Origin of the sequence: Croceicoccus naphthovorans (assembly GCF_001028705.1) — a bacterium.
Lineage (GTDB): Bacteria > Pseudomonadota > Alphaproteobacteria > Sphingomonadales > Sphingomonadaceae > Croceicoccus > Croceicoccus naphthovorans.
In genome coordinates this window covers 1425659-1447625 of sequence record NZ_CP011770.1, presented here as the reverse complement: position 1 = coordinate 1447625, position 21967 = coordinate 1425659, and the positions used below count along the sequence as shown (strand labels likewise).

At 62.8% G+C, this 21967-nt stretch carries 26 protein-coding genes and 1 pseudogene; 14 read left to right on the top strand and 13 right to left on the bottom strand.

Translation table 11 applies throughout. From position 1 onward, the window contains the following. Positions 1-134 precede the first annotated feature (134 nt). The 5 genes from AB433_RS07300 to hisB all read right to left on the bottom strand — a co-directional run bounded on the left by AB433_RS07300 (position 135) and on the right by hisB (position 4714). Entirely contained in the window at positions 135-1754 is a 1620-nt protein-coding gene (locus tag AB433_RS07300; RefSeq protein ID WP_047820519.1) for a M28 family metallopeptidase, read from the bottom strand. 102 nt (positions 1755-1856) lie between these two features. Beyond that, positions 1857-2681 carry an imidazole glycerol phosphate synthase subunit HisF gene (hisF, locus tag AB433_RS07295; RefSeq protein WP_047820518.1) on the bottom strand — a complete coding sequence of 275 codons (825 nt, stop codon included), beginning with the start codon at positions 2679-2681 and terminating at the stop codon, positions 1857-1859. Between the two features lie 33 nt (positions 2682-2714). Continuing rightward, a complete protein-coding gene (gene hisA, locus AB433_RS07290) occupies positions 2715-3443 on the bottom strand; it encodes a 1-(5-phosphoribosyl)-5-[(5-phosphoribosylamino)methylideneamino]imidazole-4-carboxamide isomerase (protein ID WP_047820517.1) in 729 nt (242 codons plus the stop codon). A 28-nt stretch (positions 3444-3471) separates the two neighbouring features. Continuing rightward, positions 3472-4101 carry an imidazole glycerol phosphate synthase subunit HisH gene (hisH, locus tag AB433_RS07285; protein WP_047820516.1) on the bottom strand — a complete coding sequence of 210 codons (630 nt, stop codon included), beginning with the start codon at positions 4099-4101 and terminating at the stop codon, positions 3472-3474. A 4-nt stretch (positions 4102-4105) separates the two neighbouring features. Then, positions 4106-4714 carry an imidazoleglycerol-phosphate dehydratase HisB gene (hisB, locus tag AB433_RS07280; RefSeq protein ID WP_047820515.1) on the bottom strand — a complete coding sequence of 203 codons (609 nt, stop codon included), beginning with the start codon at positions 4712-4714 and terminating at the stop codon, positions 4106-4108. 190 nt (positions 4715-4904) lie between these two features. Here hisB and AB433_RS07275 point away from each other — a divergent pair. The 3 genes and pseudogenes from AB433_RS07275 (at position 4905) to gmk (ending at position 6568) form a co-directional block, all read left to right on the top strand. Further along, a pseudogene (locus tag AB433_RS07275) lies at positions 4905-5413 on the top strand (SspB family protein). A gap of 42 nt (positions 5414-5455) precedes the next feature. Next, positions 5456-5818 (top strand): hypothetical protein, encoded by a 363-nt coding sequence (locus AB433_RS07270; protein ID WP_047820514.1) that lies wholly within the window; start codon positions 5456-5458, stop codon positions 5816-5818. Between the two features lie 60 nt (positions 5819-5878). Then, a complete protein-coding gene (gene gmk, locus AB433_RS07265; protein WP_047820513.1) occupies positions 5879-6568 on the top strand; it encodes a guanylate kinase in 690 nt (229 codons plus the stop codon). 1 nt (position 6569) lies between these two features. Here the strand turns inward: gmk and AB433_RS20425 are convergent, their stop codons facing one another. Beyond that, a complete protein-coding gene (locus AB433_RS20425) occupies positions 6570-7799 on the bottom strand; it encodes a hypothetical protein (protein ID WP_053059038.1) in 1230 nt (409 codons plus the stop codon). Positions 7800-7919: 120 nt separating this feature from the next. Then, entirely contained in the window at positions 7920-8987 is a 1068-nt protein-coding gene (locus AB433_RS20420) for a S8 family peptidase (RefSeq protein ID WP_218916927.1), read from the bottom strand. Positions 8988-9154: 167 nt separating this feature from the next. Here AB433_RS20420 and dapD point away from each other — a divergent pair, with 167 nt between their 5' ends. The 6 genes from dapD (at position 9155) to AB433_RS07230 (ending at position 11722) form a co-directional block, all read left to right on the top strand. Beyond that, entirely contained in the window at positions 9155-9997 is an 843-nt protein-coding gene (dapD, locus tag AB433_RS07255) for a 2,3,4,5-tetrahydropyridine-2,6-dicarboxylate N-succinyltransferase (protein ID WP_047820512.1), read from the top strand. Between the two features lie 130 nt (positions 9998-10127). Continuing rightward, positions 10128-10379 (top strand): hypothetical protein, encoded by a 252-nt coding sequence (locus tag AB433_RS07250; protein ID WP_047820511.1) that lies wholly within the window; start codon positions 10128-10130, stop codon positions 10377-10379. Continuing rightward, positions 10379-10603 carry a hypervirulence associated TUDOR domain-containing protein gene (locus AB433_RS07245; protein WP_047820510.1) on the top strand — a complete coding sequence of 75 codons (225 nt, stop codon included), beginning with the start codon at positions 10379-10381 and terminating at the stop codon, positions 10601-10603. The genes AB433_RS07250 and AB433_RS07245 overlap by 1 nt, the downstream gene beginning before the upstream one ends. After that, positions 10603-10785: a DUF3008 family protein gene (locus tag AB433_RS07240; RefSeq protein ID WP_047820509.1), complete on the top strand. Its 183-nt coding sequence runs from the start codon at positions 10603-10605 to the stop codon at positions 10783-10785. Before AB433_RS07245 ends, AB433_RS07240 begins: the two co-directional genes overlap by 1 nt. Positions 10786-10789: 4 nt before the next feature. Beyond that, positions 10790-11206 (top strand): DUF1810 domain-containing protein, encoded by a 417-nt coding sequence (locus AB433_RS07235; protein WP_047820508.1) that lies wholly within the window; start codon positions 10790-10792, stop codon positions 11204-11206. Positions 11207-11215: 9 nt separating this feature from the next. Next, positions 11216-11722 (top strand): potassium channel family protein, encoded by a 507-nt coding sequence (locus AB433_RS07230; RefSeq protein ID WP_082134826.1) that lies wholly within the window; start codon positions 11216-11218, stop codon positions 11720-11722. On the opposite strand, the gene AB433_RS07225 is transcribed toward AB433_RS07230, so the two are convergent. Beyond that, a complete protein-coding gene (locus AB433_RS07225; protein ID WP_047820507.1) occupies positions 11723-12466 on the bottom strand; it encodes a DUF72 domain-containing protein in 744 nt (247 codons plus the stop codon). A gap of 35 nt (positions 12467-12501) precedes the next feature. Here AB433_RS07225 and AB433_RS07220 point away from each other — a divergent pair, with 35 nt between their 5' ends. Next, the gene (locus tag AB433_RS07220; RefSeq protein ID WP_047820506.1) at positions 12502-12951 is read left to right on the top strand and encodes a DoxX family protein; all 450 of its coding nucleotides are present in this window, start codon (positions 12502-12504) and stop codon (positions 12949-12951) included. Here AB433_RS07220 and AB433_RS07215 read toward each other — a convergent pair. The 3 genes from AB433_RS07215 to AB433_RS07205 form a co-directional block, all read right to left on the bottom strand. Beyond that, complete coding sequence (locus AB433_RS07215) at positions 12948-13199, bottom strand: SWIB/MDM2 domain-containing protein (protein WP_047820505.1); 252 nt, start codon at positions 13197-13199, stop codon at positions 12948-12950. The two genes, AB433_RS07220 and AB433_RS07215, sit on opposite strands and share 4 nt — an antisense overlap. A 44-nt stretch (positions 13200-13243) precedes the next feature. Next, positions 13244-13828 carry a YbhB/YbcL family Raf kinase inhibitor-like protein gene (locus AB433_RS07210; RefSeq protein WP_047820504.1) on the bottom strand — a complete coding sequence of 195 codons (585 nt, stop codon included), beginning with the start codon at positions 13826-13828 and terminating at the stop codon, positions 13244-13246. 135 nt (positions 13829-13963) lie between these two features. Then, entirely contained in the window at positions 13964-14941 is a 978-nt protein-coding gene (locus AB433_RS07205; RefSeq protein ID WP_169749314.1) for a hypothetical protein, read from the bottom strand. A 296-nt stretch (positions 14942-15237) separates the two neighbouring features. Between AB433_RS07205 and AB433_RS07200 the strand changes: the two genes are divergently transcribed. From AB433_RS07200 to AB433_RS07190, 3 genes are all read left to right on the top strand, one after another. After that, positions 15238-15858 carry a pyroglutamyl-peptidase I gene (locus tag AB433_RS07200; RefSeq protein WP_047820502.1) on the top strand — a complete coding sequence of 207 codons (621 nt, stop codon included), beginning with the start codon at positions 15238-15240 and terminating at the stop codon, positions 15856-15858. 84 nt (positions 15859-15942) lie between these two features. Then, positions 15943-17379: a S41 family peptidase gene (locus AB433_RS07195; RefSeq protein ID WP_047823544.1), complete on the top strand. Its 1437-nt coding sequence runs from the start codon at positions 15943-15945 to the stop codon at positions 17377-17379. A gap of 199 nt (positions 17380-17578) precedes the next feature. Then, positions 17579-17863: a LamG domain-containing protein gene (locus AB433_RS07190; protein WP_047820501.1), complete on the top strand. Its 285-nt coding sequence runs from the start codon at positions 17579-17581 to the stop codon at positions 17861-17863. Between the two features lie 20 nt (positions 17864-17883). On the opposite strand, the gene AB433_RS07185 is transcribed toward AB433_RS07190, so the two are convergent. Further along, a complete protein-coding gene (locus AB433_RS07185) occupies positions 17884-18480 on the bottom strand; it encodes a hypothetical protein (RefSeq protein ID WP_156170717.1) in 597 nt (198 codons plus the stop codon). 198 nt (positions 18481-18678) lie between these two features. Here AB433_RS07185 and AB433_RS07180 point away from each other — a divergent pair, with 198 nt between their 5' ends. After that, on the top strand, positions 18679-20265 hold the full coding sequence (locus tag AB433_RS07180; protein ID WP_047820499.1) for a GMC family oxidoreductase: 1587 nt from the start codon (positions 18679-18681) through the stop codon (positions 20263-20265). Between the two features lie 248 nt (positions 20266-20513). On the opposite strand, the gene AB433_RS07175 is transcribed toward AB433_RS07180, so the two are convergent. Beyond that, on the bottom strand, positions 20514-21863 hold the full coding sequence (locus AB433_RS07175; protein ID WP_169749280.1) for an IS1380 family transposase: 1350 nt from the start codon (positions 21861-21863) through the stop codon (positions 20514-20516). Positions 21864-21967 lie beyond the last annotated feature (104 nt).

Here is a 21967-nt window from a genome sequence, read left to right as displayed (position 1 = left end):
CCACGGCAATGGACCGGGCGGCGGAACAGCGGCGGACGTCAGAAATTTTCTGCGGTGGGACGAGCCATTGGGGGGGGCATGCAGCCCGCCCCACCGCAGATGGACAGCGACTATCGAGGAGAATTAGCCCGGCTTTAGGGAGCCATCGGGCCGTCGAAGGCAGTGCCGAAGAAGTCACCTTTCTTCCACACCGGTCGCGTGTCCATATTCGCGATACCGAATGCGATCTCATACCCGAGATCGGCGAAACGCGCGGCCTGATCGTAGTCGATCAGGTCTACCTCGTCAGACGGTTGATGGTAGTGCGCCTCGATGAACGAGAGCAGCGCTTCCTGACCGCCGTTGCCCGGTCCGCTATCGAGATAGACGGAGGGCACACCTTCCTTGATATAGGAATAGTGGTCCGAACGGACGAAGAAAGCCTCATCCGGGTTGGGGTCCTGTGCCAGCGCAACGCCAGCACGCGTGGTCGCGGCCTCGATCACCGGGAACAGGGTCGACCGTTCGCCGCCATAAGCGATCACGTCGCTGATCGGGTAGGTCAGCATGGGCATGTCGATGTTGACGTTGGCCACCACGCTATCGGCCGGAACCACCGGGTTCTGCGCGTTGTAGGACGAACCGATCAGGCCCATCTCTTCCGCCGTGACCAAGGTGACGAGCACCGACCGGCGCGGCGGGTTGATCGCAAGGCGGCGAGCAAGATCGATCATGATCGCACTGCCGCTGGCGTTGTCCATCGCGCCGTTGGCGATGGTGTCGCCGCTGTCGTCCGCCTCCATCGAACCAAGATGGTCCAGGTGCGCAGTCATCACCACGTATTCGTCGCGCAGCTTCGGGTCGGATCCGGGGATCAGGCCTATGACGTTGCGGCTCTCGACAGTCTTGAACGTCCGGTCCCAGCCGATGCGCGCGGTCATGTTCATGTCGAACGCGGGAACCGCACCATCGGCCTTGTTCGTCTTGTCGACGACTTCGTCGAAATTGATCTGCCGCGCCGCCATCAACGACCGCGCCGCATCGACGTTGACGGCGGCATAGCCGCGCAGGCCGGGCCGCTCGTTATAGGGGGTGCCGTCCGCAGCAAGCCATGTCGCTTCAGGGTGATGGCGGTAATAGCCGACCAGTTCCTCGAACGGAAAGTTCTTGGTCGACTGCTCGGTCTGCAGCGAGATCATGCCGACCGCGCCGCGTGCCTGTAATTCGCGTGAGGCACGCCCGTTGAAATAAGCTCGCTCTTCACCGCCAAGGAAGCTGGGCGCGCCGCTGATCACGACGGCTATCTTGCCCTTGACGTCGACACCGGCGAAATCGTCGCGGCCATAGCGCGCATCGACATAGCCCCGGCCCACGAAAACCAAGGGCGCCTCAATCGATCCGCTAGCCTCGTCGCCGAGCGAATCCGGGATGTAATCCTCGAACTTCACCCAATCGGTGGGGGCGCCGGGGCCGGAAAAGGTCAGCGTGTTCTTCGCTTCATCGCCATAATTGCTGATGCGCAGGGGCACGGCCTGAAAATAGGTGCCGTTATCGCCGCCAGGGGCCACGCCCAATGCCGCAAAGCGATCCGCCGCATATTGCGAGGCCTTCTGATACCCCTCTGTCCCCGTCTGGCGTCCGGCCAAGGCATCGGACGCAAGATAACGCACGTCGCCTTCGATGCCCGCCGCGTCGGGGGCGGTGACAGGTGCGGTCGCCGTCGTGGCGCAGGATGCAAGCGACAGCGAGGCCGCCGCTAGGAAAATGGTACGCATAGAGATGGGGGTCCGGACAGTGCGCGATTTGGTTGCGCCCGTAACCAAGTGTTACGAAATTGGCAAGACCGCGCACGACGAACCGCCGATACGGCTCGACAATCAACTTCGCGCGGGCAAACCCGCCGCGCGCAGGGCATCGTGCGCCTCTGCGATGGTGTGCTGGCCAAAATGAAAGATGCTGGCCGCCAGAACGGCGCTGGCATGGCCCTTCGTTACCCCCTCGACCAAGTGCTCGAGCGTACCGACGCCGCCGCTGGCAATCACCGGAATTCCAACCGCATCGGCGATCGTCCGGGTCAGGTCGAGGTCATAGCCTTTCTTCGTTCCGTCACCGTCCATCGAAGTCACCAGCAATTCGCCCGCGCCCATCTCGGCCAAACGCCGCGCATGTTCGATCGCATCGATCCCGGTCGCTTTGCGTCCACCGTGGGTGAAGATTTCCCACCGGCTTTCCCCAGCGCCATCCCCGGACTTGTCCGCAGGGTTATCCACACGCGGTCCACAAACGCCCTTTGTCGAGACCCTGCGCGCGTCGACGCTGGCAACCACGCACTGGCTTCCGAAACGTTCGGCGATCTCGGCCACGACTTCCGGGCGAGAGACGGCGGCAGAGTTCACCGCCACCTTGTCGGCCCCAGCCAGCAAAAGCTCGCGCGCGTCGTCTGCGCTACGCACCCCGCCGCCAACCGTGAGCGGCATGAAGCACACTTCAGCGGTGCGCCGCACGACCTCGATCAGAGTGCCGCGCCCTTCGTGGCTGGCCGATATGTCAAGGAAGCAAAGCTCGTCCGCCCCAGCAAGGTCGTATGCGCGCGCCTGCTCCACCGGATCGCCCGCATCGCGCAATTCCACGAAGTTCACGCCCTTCACCACGCGCCCTTCGGCAACGTCTAGACAGGGAATCACGCGGACGCGAACAGTCATGCGAAAACTCCGAAAGCGCGCATCATAGCGAGGTCAGTCCCGCGCCGCCATCTTGAGCGCTGTGGCAAGGTCCAGCCGCCCGTCATAGATCGCGCGGCCCGTTATCACGCCCTCGATACCCTCGTTCGCGTGGAGCGAAAGGATATGGATATCGTCCAGCCCCTTCACCCCGCCGCTGGCGATGACGGGAATGTCGACCGAACGTGCCAGATCGACCGTCGCCTCGATATTGCAGCCCTTTAGCATCCCGTCGCGACCGATGTCGGTGAACAGCAGCGATGCGACGCCCGCATCTTCGAACCGGCGCGCCATGTCGACTACCGGCACGTCGGACACATCGGCCCAACCCGCCGTGGCGACCATGCCGTCCTTGGCATCGACCGCAACGACAATCCCGCCTTCGTATTCGCGGGCCATGTCTTTGACGAACTGCGGGTCTTTCAGCGCAGCCGTACCCATCACGATCCGCGCCACGCCGGCATCGAACCAAGCCTCGACCACCTCGGGCGTGCGAATGCCGCCGCCCAGTTGCACATAGCCTTCGAACGCGTCGACGATGGCCTCAACCGCTTCGCGGTTGCGCGCCTCACCCGCGAACGATCCGTCTAGATCGACGACATGCAGGTGCATCGCCCCCGCTTCGGCAAAAATCTTCGCCTGCGCGGCAGGATTGTCGCCATAAACAGTCGCGCGATCCATATCGCCTTCGGCAAGCCGGACGACCTGACCGCCCTTAAGGTCGATTGCGGGAAAAACGATCATTCTCAGGTCTTTCTCAGGCTTGTTAGGCTCAGGGCTTCCAGTTCAGCCACGCTTCGAGCAATTCGATGCCGTAGCGCTGGCTCTTTTCCGGGTGGAACTGCACGCCAAGGATGTTGTCGCGCGCAATCGCCGCGGTGATCGCACCGCCGTGGTCGCTGATCGCGGCGATGTCGCGGCCCTCGTCGGCCACGAAGTGGTAAGAGTGGAGGAAATAAGCCTCGCCGCGCTCAATCAGTTCGGCACCGTCGTGGTGCCTCATCGGCGCAACGTCGTTCCAGCCCATGTGCGGGACCTTGATCGCTGGATCGGTCACCTCGATCGGCAGGACTTCGCCCGCGATCCAGTTCAGCCCCTTGTGCACGCCATGCTCGACACCGCGCGTGGCCAGCAATTGCATGCCGACGCAAATGCCCAGGAACGGCGCGCCGCCATCCAGCACACGCTCTTCCATGACGGAAACCATGCCAGGTATCGCCCGCAAGGCCTTGATACAATGCGCGAATGACCCCACGCCCGGCAAGACGATACGTTCGGCGACACGAACGACTTCGGGGTCGCCGCTGACCTTTACCTGCTCCGCCCCGGCGGCACGCAAGGCGTTGGCTACCGACTGCAGGTTGCCTGCGCCGTAGTCGATAAGGGCGACGTGCGAAGGCATCGGGTCAGGCCTCTATCGTACCCTTGCCAAGCAGACCCTTGGTTGAGGGAATCGCATCGCCCTTGCGAGGGTCCAACTCGACCGCCTGCCGCATCGAACGGGCGAAACCCTTATAGATCGCCTCGATAATGTGATGGTTGTTCTGCCCATACATCAGCTCGACGTGGAGCGTGATCCCCGCCGCCTGCGCGATAGACTGAAACCAGTGCTCGAACAGCTCGGTATCCATTTCGCCCAGACGCGGCTGCGAAAAGCCCGCTTTCCAGACCAGCCACGGACGCCCCGAAATATCGAGAGCGACGCGGGCCAGCGTCTCGTCCATCGGCGAATAGGCCTGTCCGTACCGCGCAATTCCGCGCTTTTCGCCCATCGCCTGCAACAACGCCTCACCCAGCGCGATGGCGCTGTCTTCGACGGTATGGTGCTGATCGACATGCAGGTCGCCGTCGACCTTAAGCGTCACGTCGATCAGGGAATGGCGCGAAAACTGCTCGATCATGTGGTCGAGAAACCCGATCCCGGTGGCGATGTCGTACTCGCCCGTCCCGTCGAGGTTTACGACGACCTCAATGGCGGTTTCCTTGGTGTTTCGGCTGATCGTTCCGGTACGCATGAGGGTCGCTATAGGCGCGCTGCCGCAGGGTGCAAGACGCCTTGCGCACCATAGGCCGCATCCTGCCTCGCTTTTATACCGATGTCAGTGGGTTAACCCCCACCCTGCAACCGATCCAGCAAGCAATATCGCCGGGAATAGCCCGTTTTCCCGCTTGACCCGGCCCGCCCAAGGGGCCAATCCGTGCCGCATGAGCGAGAGCCCACCGGACAGCCTGATCCCCTATGACGAAATCGTGCAGGAAGCGCTGCGCGCCGTCGTCGGACGCGTATTGCACGAAGTAGAAACCTCGGGCAGCGAGCTGCCGGGGGCGCACCATTTCTACATCACCTTCAAGACCGGCGCGGCGGGGGTTTCCATCCCCGCAGACTTGCGTGCCCGGTTCCCGGACGAGATGACGATCGTTCTGCAGAACAAGTTCTGGGACCTGTCGGTAGAGGAAGACCACTTCTCGGTCGGGCTAAGCTTTAACCAGATCCCGGCCAAGCTGGTGATTCCCTTCGCGGCAATCACCGCCTTTGTCGATCCGGCGGTCGATTTCGGGCTGCAATTCCAGGCGGTGGAAACCAGCGACCTGCCCGAACCGCACGAAGATGCGGAGAACGATTCGGAACTGGCGGGCGTCGGCGACGTTTCCGATACAAGCCCCCCGACGATGGCTCCAACGTGGTGACCGTCGATTTCGGCAAGAAGAAATAAGGGCCACCTGTCCGGCGGCCCGATGAAGAACAGAGGACCGCAATGCCAAAGCGCCGCATTCCCGGATTAAGCCCCAACCCGATGACCAATCTCATCGTGACCGACATCGCCTTGCGCGGTGCCGGACGGCTGGCGCGGCATTTCACCGAGAAAGCCCTGCTGCGCACACGGTACAGCAAGGATGACGCCGAAAAGGTGGTCGAGGGGCGCTCTATGGCGCAAACGCTGGCCGCCGTTGCCGTCGCACGCATCGCCACCCGATCGTTGCCCGGTGCAGCGATCGTGGGCTCGGGCATTCTGGCCAAATCCCTGTGGGATCGCTCTCGCGGAAAGCGCACTGCCCGCTCCGAAGGGCGCAAGCAGATGCGCGAGCGGATGGCCAACGCCGAGAAATCCGGACTGTAAAAGGGCAAAACATCGCTTTGCGCGCTTGACCGGGGCCCCGTGCCGCGGCCATCAGCGCGCATGGCTGACCAATCCGAAGAGAACTGGCCCGAAGACGACGGTGCGCCCGGCCTGAAACGGCGCGGCCTGATGTTCATCCTGTCTTCGCCATCCGGCGCGGGCAAGACGACGATCGCGCGCAAACTGCTGGCCTCCGACCCAGAGATATTCCTGTCCGTCTCGGCAACCACCCGCCCGATGCGGCCCGGAGAAGTCGAGGGCAAGGACTATCACTTCGTCGACAAGCCAACGTTCGACACGATGGTCGAAGAGCACGCCTTCCTGGAATGGGCGCATGTCTTCGGGCACAGTTATGGCACGCCCAAGGCGCAGATCTGGAACGGGATGAAGGACGGGCGCGACTTCCTGTTCGACATCGACTGGCAAGGCACGCAACAGCTGAACCAACGCGCGCATGAAGACGTGGTACCGGTCTTCATCCTGCCGCCCAGCATTGACGAGTTGCGCCGCCGCCTGATCGCGCGCGGGACTGACGATACCAAGGTGATTGACGCCCGCATGGAACGCGCGCGCGCGGAAATCAGCCACTGGTCGGAATACCGCTACGTCGTGGTCAATGACGACGTGGACCGCTGTTTCGAGCAGGTGCGAGAAATCCTTCAGGCCGAACGCATGCGGCGTGAACGCCAGACAGGGCTGGTCAGTTTCGTACGCGAATTGTTGGACAACAATCCGCCGCCGGGCGCCTGATCTAGAACTTCGCGTACCAGCGCAAAGCAGCACCCTTGTCGTCCGCGATGCTGGCGACGTGGCCGGGATCGCGACGATAGAACAGGCTGGCCGTCAGGTTGCCGCCCATCCACGGGCCGGTCCAGCGCACCTCGCCATCGATTTCGCGCCCGCTGGGCGTTAGCGACAGAGTTCGGCGGCCGAACGTGGCAGTTTCTGTCGCGTAGTCCCAACCGGTCGGCAAGGTCAGCGCGATTCCGCCGTTCTCGACCCGCAAGGGCTGCGCGATCCGCAGGCCAAGCGCATCGCCACGGAGCAGCACGCCGACCTTCTGCGCATCAACGCTCCACGCGCTGCTCTGAAAGCGCGAACCGCTTTCGACCATGCCTGCGGCCTGCGGCATCGTGAAACCGCGCCGATAGTCCGCCGTCAGCGACCAGCCCGGTGCGGGCTGCCAGCCTGCGGTCGCATCGAAGAACAGGCTCTCCGCCCCGCCCGCGCCGATGCTGTCGGCAAAGCGTGCGCCGAGCACCGTCTCGTCCTCCGCCAGCCAGCTTGCCCCGACCGCCAGATCGACCGCGCCGCGCGACCAGTCCAAGGCCCCGCCGTATCGCGCAAATCCTGCCTGTTGGCCCCGGTCGAACCCGTCATGCGCAATCCGGTCGGTCCAGACATCGCCCGTCTCGGCGCTGACCGTAAGACCAAGCGGCCCCATCGCGTGGCGCACCGCAACCGCGCCATCGCCGCGCGCCGTAAAGCCAAGGTTCGATCCGCCCTCGCCCGCCAGCAGGAACGCCGGGCGCACCTTGCCCGCCAGCGAAGCTTCGAGACCCTGCGCGCCTTGGCGCAGCGCAAAGGCCAACTGCGTATTCGGCGCGATCCGCGTTGCGATGCGTGCGGCCAGAAGGCGCGCTTTTTCCGCATGTTCGTCGTCCAGCCGCAGTGGAACAGGCTGCGCCGCACGGACGCTGCCCGGATCGACGGTAAAGGCGATGGACGTCTCGCCCGCCTTCACATCCAGACCCTGCGTGCGGCCCGAAACCGCGTCGTACAGCTTGGGGTCGAGCCTTGCGTTGCCGATTCCGGCGGCAAGGTTGGCGGAATAGGCGCGATCGTATCCGTCGAGGATAACGGTCGAGAGCGGCAACCGCCGCGCCGCATCGCCCATCGCGGGCCCCAGCACGCCAGTGCCATCGCCAAGCACCACCGCCGTTTCGGTCCCGGCCAGCGAAAGCTGCCCCTGCGGTGCCATCGCGCCCGCGATATCCAGAACGCCATGCCCAAAGACCGCGTCGACCCCAGCCGCACCCGCCTCGCGCGCGCCGTTCAGGATCAGGTCGATGATCTCTGCCCCGGTCAGGTTCGGAAAAGCCTACGCCAGCAAAGCCGCCGCTCCAGCGACTTGCGGGGCAGAGAAACTGGTGCCGTTGTTGACGTAGATGTATTCGGTGCCATTCTCGACCTCGATATAGAGCTCTCCGTCCTGATAGACGCAGCACACATCCCCACCCCGCGCTGTAATGAAGAAATTGGCGTCCGATCCGGCCTTGTTGCTGAAAGCCGAGAACTGGTCATTCTCATCAACCGAACCGACGATGATTACGTTCTGCGGCGCGGCGGCAAGCAAGCCGCTGGCGAATGGATCAGGGTTGTCGGGATCAAGGCGCGGATCGATCGACCCGCCATCGTTGCCCGCCGACACCACGACGACGATCCCGGCATTGGCCGCGCGGACCATCGCATTGGTCAGCGCGAGACTTGGCGAACCTCCGCCCAGCGAGATGTTAATGACCCGCGCATCGGCCTCTATCGCCCGGTCGATCCCCGCGGCAATGTCATCGTCGAAGAACGAGCAACCGCTTGAAGAGTCAGTCGGGTCGAAATTACTGCACGTGCCCGGCGCATCGGCGCGCAGGGCCACGACGGTCGCATCATAGGCAATGCCCATCACGCCATAGTTATCGCGCGCAGCGGCGGCGACCATGGCCACCTGCGTGCCGTGGCCATCCTCGTCATCGATGGCGCGATTGCCCGCCACATCCATTGAAAACGGAGAGATGCGCCCCGCGAATTCGCGGCTGTCGCTGTCGATTCCGCTGTCGATCACGGCGATGGCCACGCCCTGCCCCGTCACCCCGACCTGCCAGGCGGCCACGGCATTGTGCTGCGCGGGCCCATCGGACGTGCGGTATTCCTGCGTGTTGAACGATGCAGTCGGCGTGGGTGTCGGCGATGGGCTCGGACTGGGCGTGGGGCTTGGAGCCGGGGCGGGTGCCGGGGTCGAGATCACCCCGCCTCCGCCACCGCCGCCTCCACCGCCACAAGCAGCCAGCGCGGCAATGGCGCATCCCGACAAGGCAAACTGAAATGTGCGACGACCCTGCAATGCCCGTACCCTTTTGATCGAACAGACCCCTTCGGATATTGCGAATACCCGCAAGACGATGGATATTCGGTGAATATTTACCTTCGCAATAGCGCCGCGAAATTTGCGAGACCCTTTGTGCAACCCTGATAGTCCAAAGCTCGGCTTGCCCCCGTGGGTTTTGCGCACTAGGCGGCAATGCGAAATTCGTACCGCTTTATGCCAAGGATGCCGCAGACCCCATGACCGACCACGCCAGCCTGATCTCCGCCATCGACGCCGCCTTCGAAGATCGCGCCAATGTCACGCCCGAAAGCACGGACGTTCGCGCCAATGTCGAAAAGGCGCTGGCCATGCTCGATTCGGGCGAGGCGCGCGTGGCCGAGAAGCAGGGCGACGAATGGGTCGTGAACCAGTGGCTGAAAAAGGCGGTTCTGCTGTCGTTCCGCCTGAACGATAACGAGATCGTGCCCGACGGTTCTGCCGGTGCCCCGGCCTATGACAAAGTCCCGTCGAAGTTCGCCGGTTGGAGCGACACGCGCTTTGCCGAGGCCGGCTTCCGCGTCGTCCCAGGTGCCGTCGCGCGTCGCGGTTCGTACATCGCCAAGGGCGTGGTGCTGATGCCCAGTTTCGTTAACATCGGCGCTTTCGTTGACGAAGGCACGATGGTCGACACCTGGGCGACCGTCGGTTCGTGCGCGCAGATCGGCAAGAACGTCCACCTGTCGGGCGGTGCGGGCATCGGCGGCGTGCTGGAACCGCTGCAAGCCGGACCGGTGATCATCGAGGATAACTGCTTCATAGGCGCGCGTGCCGAAGTAGCAGAGGGCGTGCATGTCGGCGAGGGTGCGGTCCTTTCGATGGGCGTCTATCTTGGCGCATCGACCCGCATCGTCGACCGCGCAACCGGCGAAGTGCACATGGGCAAGGTACCGCCCTATTCGGTCGTCGTACCTGGCGCGATGCCGGGCAAGCCGCTACCAGATGGCACGCCCGGACCATCGCTGTACTGCGCGGTTATCGTGAAGACCGTAGACGCGCAGACCCGGTCGAAAACCAGCATCAACGAGCTGCTTCGCCCCTGATTTGGACCCTTCCGGCCAATCGGCGCGGAACGAAACCGGCGGCAATCCCGTTTTCCTGTGTGAAGGGCGGCGCGCATGACCCGCGCGCCGCAACCGGTCGCAACACGATCGAACACAGGAGTTTGAGAATATGGAACGCCACGGCGACGAAGTCGACGTCACGACCACCGAAGCCCGCGCGGGCAGCACGCCGCACATCGTACGCTATGTCCTGCTGATCAGCCTGTTCCTGGCGGCGGCAGCGATGACGATCGTCTGGGTAACGGGCGCTGCAACGGCTGACGATCCGACGCCCAGCGGCGCGGAACTGAGCAGTTCGCCCGCGGCTGCGGATGTCGAAACGACCACGACCGATCCAGCCCCGGCCGAAAGCGCCGAGTGATGGCGGACAACAAGTTCCGCAAGGACCAGCATGTACAATGGAGCTGGGGCAACGGCACAGCCAAGGGCCAAATCGAGGAGCGCTTCGAACGTGAGGTTGAGCGCACCCTGAAGGGCAGCAAGATCAAGAAAAACGGCAGCGAGGACAATCCCGCCTACCTGATCAAGCAGGAGGACGGTGACAAGGTTCTGAAGCTGGGTTCAGAGCTGGAGGCCGCGAACTGATGCCCGCGCAGTCCAAAGCCCAGCAAAAGGCGGCGGGCGCTGCCCTTTCCGCCAAACGCGGCGACACCAAGGTCGAAGACCTGCAAGGCGCCTCGAAAGAGATGTACGATTCGATGAGCGAGAAGGAACTGGAGGACTTTGCCTCCACCAGTCGCAAGGGCCTTCCCGAGCACAAGGACTGAACGGATGCCGAACCTGTCGCGCTTCGTCGAAGCGCAGGACGGCATCTATGCCGATGCATTGGACGAGCTACGCGCGGGGCAAAAACGCACCCATTGGATGTGGTTCGTTTTCCCCCAATTGGTCGGACTGGGTCGCAGCGACACGGCACGTTTCTACGGTATCTCCGGGTTGGACGAAGCGCGTGCCTATGTCGCACATGATGTTCTCGGCCCTCGCCTGGAAGAATGTTGCGATGCCGTGCTGGATTGGTGGGGGCGCAAGTCTTCCGACGATATGTTCGGCCCCATCGACAGCGTGAAACTTCGCAGCAGCATGACCTTGTTCGAACGTGCCGCGCGCAAGCCGGAGAAGTTCGGTGCCGTGCTGGAGGGGTTTTACGCGGGCACGCGCGATCTGGAAACGCTGCGCCGGTTGGCGTGATGACTTCATATGGCGGCCCGCGATTGCGTCGGGCCGGAAGGCAGGAGACAATTGGAAGGACAAGCCGTCGAACAGACGATAACGATGCTGTTGCCGCAACTTGGCTGGGCAACGGCGATGATTATGCTGTGCGTTACCGTGCACGGCCTTGGGCTCGCGCTGCTGACGCATTTCATCCACCCCGCCGAATCGAGCCAGCGCGCCACGCACCTGCCCCCGGTCTCGGTGCGCGGCATCCTGATGACGCTGGCGATCGTCTATGCGCTATTCATCCTGCATGGGATTGAGATCTGGCTCTTTGCGGCATTCTTCCGCATCGTCGATGCCCTGCCCACGCTGGAAACCGCGGTCTATTACTCGGTCATCTCCTACGGCGCGATCGGGTACGACGACGTTGCGATGACGAAGGAATGGCGCATGGTTGGCGCGTTGGAAGGAATTTGCGGAATTATCCTGCTGGGCTGGTCGACCGCGTACTTCGTGCAGATGCTGGGCCGGATCGACCTCCGCAAATAGTCAACCAGTCGCGATCCGTTTCGCCAGCGCCATCGCTGCGACAGGTGCCCGTTCTTTCGCACCGTTAATGCAGAACGCAAAAACGTCGCCACCGTCTTCAGCCCATGTCAGCGCCTTCTCGGCAAGCCGCTCTAGATCGGCCCTGGGCAGGCCGCGCTTCAGCCGCGACTGCATCGTCTTTATCCGTGCGTAGCGAAAATCCGTGATGCGTTCGTCGATCGTCGGCACTTCAAGAGCCTCGATATAGGCAATCGCAATGCCGCATCTGCGCGCAAGATTGTAGAATTCTGCGCAAGCAAAACTCTCGTTCTGCACTTCGATAACGTGGCGCACCGCCAAGCCGTCGACCTTGCCCGGCAGCAGGTCGAAGAACGCCCGCATATCTACGGCATCGAACGCGCGGGATTTCGGCATTTGCCAGAGGATCGGCCCCAACCGGTCACCAAGTTCCGCAATGCCTTGCGCAAAGAACCGGTCGACTGCCTCACCCGCTTGCGCCAGCTTCTTGCGGGTCACGATGTAGCGCGATCCCTTTAACGCGAACGCGAACCCCTCTGGCGTCTGAGCACGCCAGTTTGCGAACGTTTCAGGCTTTTGCAGACGATAGAAAGTGCCGTTCACCTCGATAGCGCCCAGTTTTCCGGCGGCATAGGACAGTTCGTCCTTCTGCCGCAGATCATCCGGATAAAAAGCTTCGCGCCACGGCGCATAAGTCCATCCGCCGATGCCGGTGCGGATGGTCATTGCAGAAGTCGCAAGTGCAGGCGCATGATGGCCCAATGGATGGACGAGGCAGCAGTTCCGAAACCGGGGGAAAGCGGATCACGCGCTGGCTTCTTGCCGCGCTCTACCTGATCGCAGGCTATGCGCATCTGGCGGCCCCCGCGCCGTTTCTGAGAATAACGCCGGATTGGGTGCCGAAGCCGGAGCAAGTCATCCTGCTGACAGGCATCGCAGAGGCGGCCGGCGCGATCGCGTTGATCCAGCCGTGGAACCTGTCGCTGCGCAAGGCAGGCGCAGTCGGTCTGGCGCTCTATGCGCTGTGCGTCTGGCCCGCAAACGTCAATCACATGCTGATCGATTTCGCACAGCCCTACGGTGGCTGGGATGCCACGATCATCTGGGCCTACCACATACCCCGGATGCTGCTGCAACCGGCGCTGATCTGGGCGGCCCTGTGGTCCGGCGGGGTCATCGGCTGGCCCCGCCGGACGGAATCACGGACTTAGCCGAGGTGCTTCGACACCGCAGCGGTCATCTTGAACATCGAAATCTTCTCGTTGCCGATCACCGCGCCCAGCTTGGCGTCGGGCTCGATCATGCGCTTGTCGTCCTTGGCCTGCAGGTCGTGCTTCTTGATGTATTCCCACACCTTCGAAGTCACTTCACCGCGCGACATCGGGCCCTTGCCGACGACGGTTTCCAGCGTCGGAGAAACCGCAACCGGCTTGTTGATCGCATTGTTCTTGGCGGCCATGCTCTTGGCTCCCTTTCAAACGGGATCGATTGATCGCACCCGGCTCATTCCAGGTCGATGTCGTCCCAATCCTCAATTTCCTTCTCGCGAGCGTAAGTTGCGGTAAGCAACGATACCCCCACAACGTGCCCGTCCATCGCCTCGACCAGCGCCTTGCGCGATGCACCGGGGCTAAGCGAAAGAGGCGTGTCCAGCGCGAAGAGCTGAAACACGAACGTATGTTCGTCCTCATCTTCAAGCGCGGGCAGCAACCAGTCGGAATTGCCAGCACCGTTTTTGCCAGTGCGCGGGGGAGTTTCGCCTTCCATCAGCTTGCCCCGCTGCGGCGCGATGCCCCAGACGAGCCAGTGACAACGCGCATCGGCGCTAACATCCTCGACCACGACGGCCATTTCCATCGTCCCGGCAGGTGGCTGGCTCCACTCCAGAGGCGGCGCGACCGCGTCTTCTTCATCGGCGGTGAACGAAGGATCCAGACCCTCGCCACTCTGGAACGCGGCACTGGTCAGCTTCAGTCCGCCAGCGCCCAGCAGCTTTTCCGCGCCAACGGCGGCAACCGTCAGATCACCAGCGCCATCGTGCGCGGTGCCGAGGGCGTTTTCGAGCCAGGCGGGACAGGACTTGGGCATTACGTATCGAACTCTTGAAGCAAACGGTGTTCATCTTCGGACATATGGAAAAAGGCGCCCCCCTGCGAGGGGCGCCCAATCCGTTTTGCCCGGTTTTCCCCGGCGATTACGCGCCGGAGGGGGCTTTTTAAGCGCTTATGCGTAGGCATTGCGCCGTCCGAAGGATCGATAGAAGCGTCCGAAATCAAGATTCGGCTGCTCGCGCATCTTCTGGCGCAAGGTCTGAACGATCAGGCGCGCACGGCGGCGGCGGGCCTTTGGCGAGTGGAACGGGATCGTCTCGTCAGGCTGCGCATACGTGAGCCGGTCGATCAAACGGCGGCGTCCTTCCGCATCCTTGGGCAGTGCAGCAGCGGGTGCAGCGGCCAAGGTGGGTGACGCATTGACGTAGCCTTGATCGTTCCATTTGCTGGACCACGATAAACCGCCTTCCGGTATCGCCGCAGTCCGAACCGGCGCAGTTTCGCGCACGTTCTCAGATGCCGGGACGGAGGCAACCGTTGCAGACTTCACCGCACGGTCCTTCGGCTCGAACAGCCGACCGACCGGTTCCGTCTGCGCGGCGGCCACCGTCCCGGCGCGGTTCCGGCGCCTGCGACGCGCCGAACCCGCCATCAAAAGGCCGATAAATCCAAATCCAAGGGCAGCCGCACCGCCCGCCATCACCAGATCGGCATTCGCTTTCGATCCTTCGTTGCCGGTCGTGATCGGTGCTGGCGTGGCAACATCACTGGTAGGCAGCGCTGCGGAGGCTTCTGCGCCCTCCCCGTCGTCAATCAACGGAACGTCGGCAGCCGAGGTTTCGGCGATAATATTATCCGCCGAGATGGGCGATGGATCGGCTGGAGCAACCGGCCCGACGCGTCGTGTAGTCGTGCTGCGCGATGTCGATGTGGCGGCCGGAGCAGTTTCCGCAACAGGTTCGGGCTCGGCGATCGGCTCAACCATGGGTTCACTGGTTGCTGCAACATTGGGGATCACGATCGGTTGCGTAGTGGTGGTCGCGGGTTCGCTGGCCACGACGAGCGGAACGGTCGTCTGGGGCACGGTAGGGACCACGATGTCTTGCGGAAGCTGCGACGCCTCCTGCGCGATCGAGGGGGTTGCAGCCAAGGCCAACGCCGCGGCAATCGCGGAACCGGCCGAATGGAGGGTGTGAGCGTTCGTCTTCATATCGAAAGGTTAACAGGGCTTGTCAGAAACGGGTCCAGCAAATCGGGCGAAAATGCGGCAAGCCGAATAGATCTGAACGACAAGACGAAAATCCCTAATTCGGAAAGTAACGAGCATGAACCGAGAGTAATTCTTCGGTTCATGAGGCATTCACCCAAAGCGCTATTCCGTTCATCTGCGCTTAATTTGAACAGCCATGCTTGACGGCTTTCGAATTGCAAACGATAGCCTCACGCATGCCCCGCCCCATCGTCATAACCGCATTCGCGCCGTTCCCCGGGGTTGCCGACAATCCCACGCGGACGCTTTTGGAATCGCTTCCCAGTTCCGGCGACACGATCCTGGAGCAAGCGCAACGTATCCTGTTGCCGACCGAATATCGCCGCGCCCCGGAAACGCTATTGCAAGCGCTGACCGAACGACCGGCGGCGATAATAATGACCGGCTACAGCCACCGCGCCACCTGCATAACGCTGGAGGCGCGGGCAACGCAGGCGTGCCTGCCGGATCGGCCGGACGCCGCGGGCCGGTTTCCTGATGCTCCCGATCCGTTAATGGCCGAAGCGCATGAAACCGCCGCCAATATTGCAGCTATTGCACAGAGCCTGCGCGTCGCCGGGCTTCCTGCCGCACTATCGGACGATGCGGGCGGCTATGTCTGCAACCATATCTACCACGCTGCCTTATCAGGGCCCTGCGCCGGGATCGACGCGCCGCCGGGATTGTTCGTACATCTGCCCGCCCTGCCCGATACCGACTTGGCGGCCACGGCTGCTTCCACGCTGCCGCTGGCGCAGATGCAACGCAGCCTTGGAATTATCGCTCGCGCCTTGATCGACGGCGGCGATATCGTCTGACTTGGCGGTCATCAATAGTTCACCTAAGTCGTTGCATATGAGATCATATGTCGGGCAATGCGCCTACGGGATGGGAACGAAACCTTGAAAGCATCGAAGTTTTCAGCAGCAATCGCCGCAACTGCGCTTCTGGCTGCCTGCGGCGGAGGCGGTGGATCTTCATCGGGCAGCGGCGGCAGCCCGATCAGCGGCACGCCCACACCCACGCCGACCAGCACGACAGCGGCCTGCTCGCTCGCGGATCAAAAGGCTTTTGCCCTTGCCAAGATCGACGAGTGGTACCTTTTCCCCGATCTGATCGACAAATCGGTCAATGCCTCCACCTACGCGACGGTGCAGGACTATATTGACGCATTGGTAAAACCCGCCCGCGATCAGCGTAAGGACCGGTACTTCACCTACGTAACTTCGATTGCCGAGGAAAATGCCTATTACTCCTCCGGCTCACAGGCCGGTTTCGGCATCCGGCTCGGCTACGACACCGTGAACAACGCGGTCTATGTGATAGAGGCGTTTGAGAATGCGCCCGCATTGAACGGCGGCCTCGATCGTGGAACCCGCATTCTTGCCGTAGGAACGAGTGCCGGAACCATGCGCGACACGTTCGACATAATGGAAGGCGGCGGACCCTATGCGTTCAGCGATGCGCTCGGTCCATCGGACAGCGGCGTTACGCGCTACATGCGTATTCGAACGGCAGCAGGTGTAGAATCCACGGTTGCACTGACCAAGACCGACTATGCGCTTGATCCGGTTTCCGACCGCTATGGCGCGAAGGTTATCGACGATAACGGGACCAAGGTCGGCTATATCAACCTGCGCACCTTTATCGATACGGCAGAGCCCGATCTGAGGGCGGCATTCCAGACCTTCCGCAATCAGGGTATCGACCGGGTCATCATCGACCTGCGGTATAACGGCGGGGGGCTTGTCTCCATCGCCGATCTGATGGGCAACCTGCTAGGCCGGGACAAGAACGGTGAGGTGTTCAGCCGAACGACGCTGCGTCCTTCGAAAGCCTCCCTTAACACCACCGAATATTTCAGCCCCCAGCCGCAATCGATAACCCCGATGAAGATCGCCTTCATCGGCACGACGAGCAGCGCATCTGCCAGCGAGCTGGTGATCAATTCGATGATCCCCTACCTCGGCACGAACATGGCGCTGGTCGGCACCAACACCTATGGCAAGCCCGTGGGGCAATACGGCTTCGACAACGCAGCATGCGACCAACGAATGCGCGTCGTCACCTTCCGGACCGAGAACGCCGACGGCAACGCCGACTATTTCGACGGCCTTGCGACGACTGTGCCGGTAACCTGCCGCGCCAACGACGACATTTTCCGCCAGCTTGGCGACCCGCAAGAGGCGTCGGTTGCCGGTGCTCTCGATTTCCTGGCGGGCCGAAGCTGTACGGCCATCGTTGGCGGAGCGCAGAGCGCGCAATCGGCGGGCGGACGCCGCGTGCTGCAGCCAGAGCGCCCGACGACGGCGCAGCGCGAAGTGCCCGGATTGTTCTGAAGACTACGAAACCGCGAACCGGCGGGGTGCGAAACGCCTTTGCGCGCCGCTGGTTAGCGATCCGTCAATTGTGCAGTTGCGAAGAACGCAACCGAGATGCGGTTATTGCATTTGCTGCAACGCACCATTCCATGCATCCTAAATCTCACAAAGACAGTGGATGACCTGAGGCAATCCCATAGCAAAAAGGAATTGCTTCATGAAAAAGATTACTCTCTCTCTCGCCATCGCCTCTGCCCTGATCGCCACGCCCAGCCTTGCCAAGGCCGAGAGCGAGCAGTTCACGCGCGAAGGCACGGAATTCAGCTACACCACTCAGCAGCGCGGCGATGTTACCGTTATCATCGGCAAGGAAAAGGACGGAACCCGTTTCCGCCTCTACGTATCGGACGACAAGGTTCGCGGTCATTATGACGGCAACCGCATCTCGTTCGACCGCAGCGAAATCGGTCCCCACCCGATCGTAACGGTCGCCCAGCGCTGATCGATCTACCGCCCCGGTGCCTATTCCACGGCACCGGGGCGAAGGGATTGCAGCAAGACTTCCAGGTGTGCGCGGCCAAGGCGGCTCCACACATTGTAGGTACAGGCCTGTCCTGCCACGCGCACATAAGCCAAAGAATTATCGCCAACACCATCGGGCGTATCGGTGCTGTACGGCGCGGCCCCTTCTATTCCATAGCCGGCGAATGCGGGCTGCGGCAGATCGGGTAGCTCGATGAAATAGGGCCATTGACCGCGTATCCGCGCACGCTGGCCATCGGCTGAGTCAGCCGGGACCAGCCCCGGTCCTGCAACGCCAAACGCGCTGCGAACGTCGTCGGTATCGAAGGCCACGCCCCAGCCGCCTGCAAAATTCGCGCGGCGCGGTTCGCCTTTCGCTCCACCGTCGCTGGTCAGGACAAGTGGCGCGCACTGCGCCTTGTTTTCGGCAGTCGCCCACTCGTTGCGCGTCAGATCGACGGCCAGCCGCTGTGGCGGAATGGGTGCCGCATCGGGATCGACGGGAGGTGACGGTTCAACGGGCGGTTGCGGGGTCGATGGCGCTTCGGTTCCGGACTTTTCCGGATCGGGAGGCGCATCGCAGCCAGCGACACTCACGCTCGCCACGATTGCAATCGCGAGCGCGCGGTGCTTTCGGCAAAGGCGGCAAGCATTCTGTTCCATCGCCCCTAAACGCACAGGTTCGGCGCAGGCTCCGCGGCCCGCCTCTAGCACGGCACGCATGACCGTTGGCGTCGCCGCCGGTAGTCACGGCTTTTGCTTGCCCAAGCCACGCGATTGTGCTGCCCTTTTGCGATGGAGAGGTACGATTACATCATCGTAGGCGCGGGCAGCGCAGGCTGCGTTCTCGCCAACCGCCTCAGCGCCAATCCGTCGGTTCGGGTCCTCCTGCTGGAAGCAGGCGGTCGGGACAATTATCATTGGATCCGCATCCCGGTCGGCTATCTCTACTGCATCGGCAATCCCCGCACCGATTGGTGCATGAGCACGCGCGAAGAGGCGGGCCTGAACGGGCGCGCACTCCGCTATCCGCGCGGCAAGGTTCTGGGCGGATCGTCCTCTATCAACGGCATGATCTATATGCGGGGCCAGGCCGCCGATTACGATGGCTGGCGACAGATGGGACTGCCCGGTTGGGGCTGGGACGATGTTCTGCCGCTGTTCAAACGGGCGGAGGACCACTTTTCCGGCGACGGTCCCGCGCATGGCGGCGGTGGAGAAATCCGGGTCGAACGCCAGCGGCTTCGCTGGGACATCCTCGATGCTTTCCAACGCGCGGCCGATCAGGCCGGAATTCCGCCAACCAGCGACTTCAACGACGGCGACAACTTCGGATCGGGCCTGTTCGAAGTGACGCAACGCGGTGGTCTGCGATGGAGCGCCGCCGACGCCTTTCTCCGCCCGGTCAGAAAGCGCGCCAATCTTCACATCGTGACCGGCGCGACGACTGATCGCGTCGTGTTCGAAGGCTTCCGCGCCGTTGGCGTACGGTGGCTTTCCAACGGATCGTGGCACGAAGCGCGGGCCGATGCGGAAGTCCTGCTCTGCGCCGGTGCGATCGGATCCCCCGCCATTCTGGAACGGAGCGGTATTGGCGATGGCAAACGCCTTCGAGAATTGGGCATCGATCCCCTCGCACATGCCCCGGCGGTTGGCGAGAACTTGCAGGACCACTTGCAGATTCGCTGCGCATGGGCGGTGTCCGGCGTATCGACATTGAACGTTCGCGCCTCGACCTTGTGGGGCAAGGCCGTGATCGGCCTCGAATACGCGCTGAAGCGGTCTGGCCCCATGGCGATGGCGCCCAGCCAATTGGGCGTCTTTGCGAAGTCCAGCCCGCGAGTGGCGACGGCCGATCTGGAATATCATGTCCAACCGCTAAGCCTTGAGGCATTCGGCGGCGCGCTTGATCGCTTTCCAGCCTTCACCGCCAGTGTGTGCAACCTGCGCCCGTCGAGTCGTGGTTCGACGCATATCGAGCGGAGCGATCCATCCAGTCATCCTGCAATCCGCCCGAACTACCTTTCGACAGAGGCTGATCGGGACGTCGCCCTCCAATCCGTTCGCCTCACCCGGCACATCGTCGACCGGCCGGCGCTCGCCCGCTATGCGCCGCAAGAGCTTCGCCCCGGACCGGAGCACGTTGACGCTGCCTCTCTGTTGCACGCAATCGGCGACATCGCGACGACGATCTTCCACCCCGTCGGCACCGCCGCAATGGGCAGCGTCACCGACGCCCGCCTTCGCGTCATGGGCACGCAAGCCCTGCGCGTGGTCGACGCATGGGTCATGCCCACGATTACTTCTGGCAATACCAATGCGCCCACGATGATGATCGCCGAAAAGGCAGCACAGATGATCCGCGAGGATGCCCTCATCTAATCCGCTTGGGCCTGATCTGCTTGCGCCGGTACGCCCCGCTACGGCATGACCCGATCCATGGACCGCATCCTCACCCTTACCCCGGTTTATTCATGAGGCCGCAGCAGCGAAGTGGATGGGCCTTGATCTGACGTTGGCGGCGTAGTCCGGGCGAGCGTCTTCGACGGCATTTTTCACCGCGTCAGGATCAATGGGCTTTTCGAGGTTGATGGAATGGAGCTCGGAGTTCGGCGGCACAGCCGCACCGCCTAAGTAGGTGCAGGCCTGAGATTGGTGGCGATGGCTTTCAAAACGGAGGCATCGGGACAGGCTGACGCGAAGGCGACACGGATGCGAGTGGCGCTCTCAATGACGCGGGCAGCGACCTTGAGCAGCCTGAGGCGCAACGTTGCGAACTCGGCGGTCGCGAGCGAGGCTGCCTTGGGGATTTCCTGCTGAATGCGCCACAGGAGCCAGTATGCGGCGGTGTGCAGGATGAGGCGCATCTGATTGGCGTTGGGAGAGCGGCACGAGGTGCGATCGCTGGCCAGCTGGGTCTTGTGCAGCTTGATCAGGTTTTCGGCCTGACCGCGCGCGCAGTAGAGCGTATCATAGATGTGCTCGGCCGAGCCTTCGGTCAGCGAAGTGACGACATAGCGGATGTCCATGCCCATCGTACTGGCCTCGATCCGGGCGACGACGCGGCGCTGGCACTTCCAGCTTTTGGCCCCGTAGCGGGTCTCGGCATAGGTGCGCAGGACCGGGTACTGGCGCTGAGCGCGTTTGACCGCACAGGCATCGGCGGCAACGACGATTTCGGGATCGGCGCGTAGCACGGCGTTGGTCGGCAGGCCGAACACGTAGTCGACGCCGCAACCCTCGCAGACGGCCATGACCTCGGGCCGCCCATAGTGCCCGTCGCCGCGGATGGTGATGTGCGTTTCGGGCCATTGCCGGCGGATGTGGCGCACGAGGCGCCGGATGTGACCGGCAGCTTCAACACCAGACGGTGTCTTGCCGGTGCGCAGCAGCATCGCCACCGGCCGGCCAGTGGCGGTGTCGTAGACATGGATCGGCAGGAAGCAACGCTCGCCATGATGACCATTCCAGAACGACAACTGCTGATAGCCATGGACGACATCGCAGGTATCATCGATATCCAGCGTCACCGCCGCCGGCGGGGCCGGATAGCTGGCGCAGTAGATGTCGATCATCGCGGCCAGCATCTTCGCCAACTCGCGCGTGATCGGTGCATTCTCCCACCGGCTCATCGTCGGTTGGCTGGCCAGCCCCGCGCCCGATCCCGGCAGCTTGCCCAGGGCCAGGCGGAAGCCCGGATCGTCGCGCAGGGCATCGAGATCGTCGGCATCCTCATAGCCGCAGGCGATCGCGAACACGCGGGCACGCAGGATGTCGTCGAGGCGATGGATCACCCGCGCAGGATCGCGCGGATCGGCAATGCAAGTCGCAAGCCGCTGGCAGATACCCATCGCGCGCTCGGCCTGCGACAGCAACAGAACGCCGCCGTCCGAAGTGAGCCGACCACCGTCGAACGCGGCTGTGACTTTCTTGCGGTCGACCGCTGGGAATCGGAAGGGGCTTGCGATATCGTCGTTCATGGCGGGTGTGGCCTGTGGCATTTTCTGCCCTGCAGCAGGGCCGGTGTAGACACCCAGTTCCTAATTCAGATCAGAGGCTTATGCCACTCCCGCCAACCCTTCGT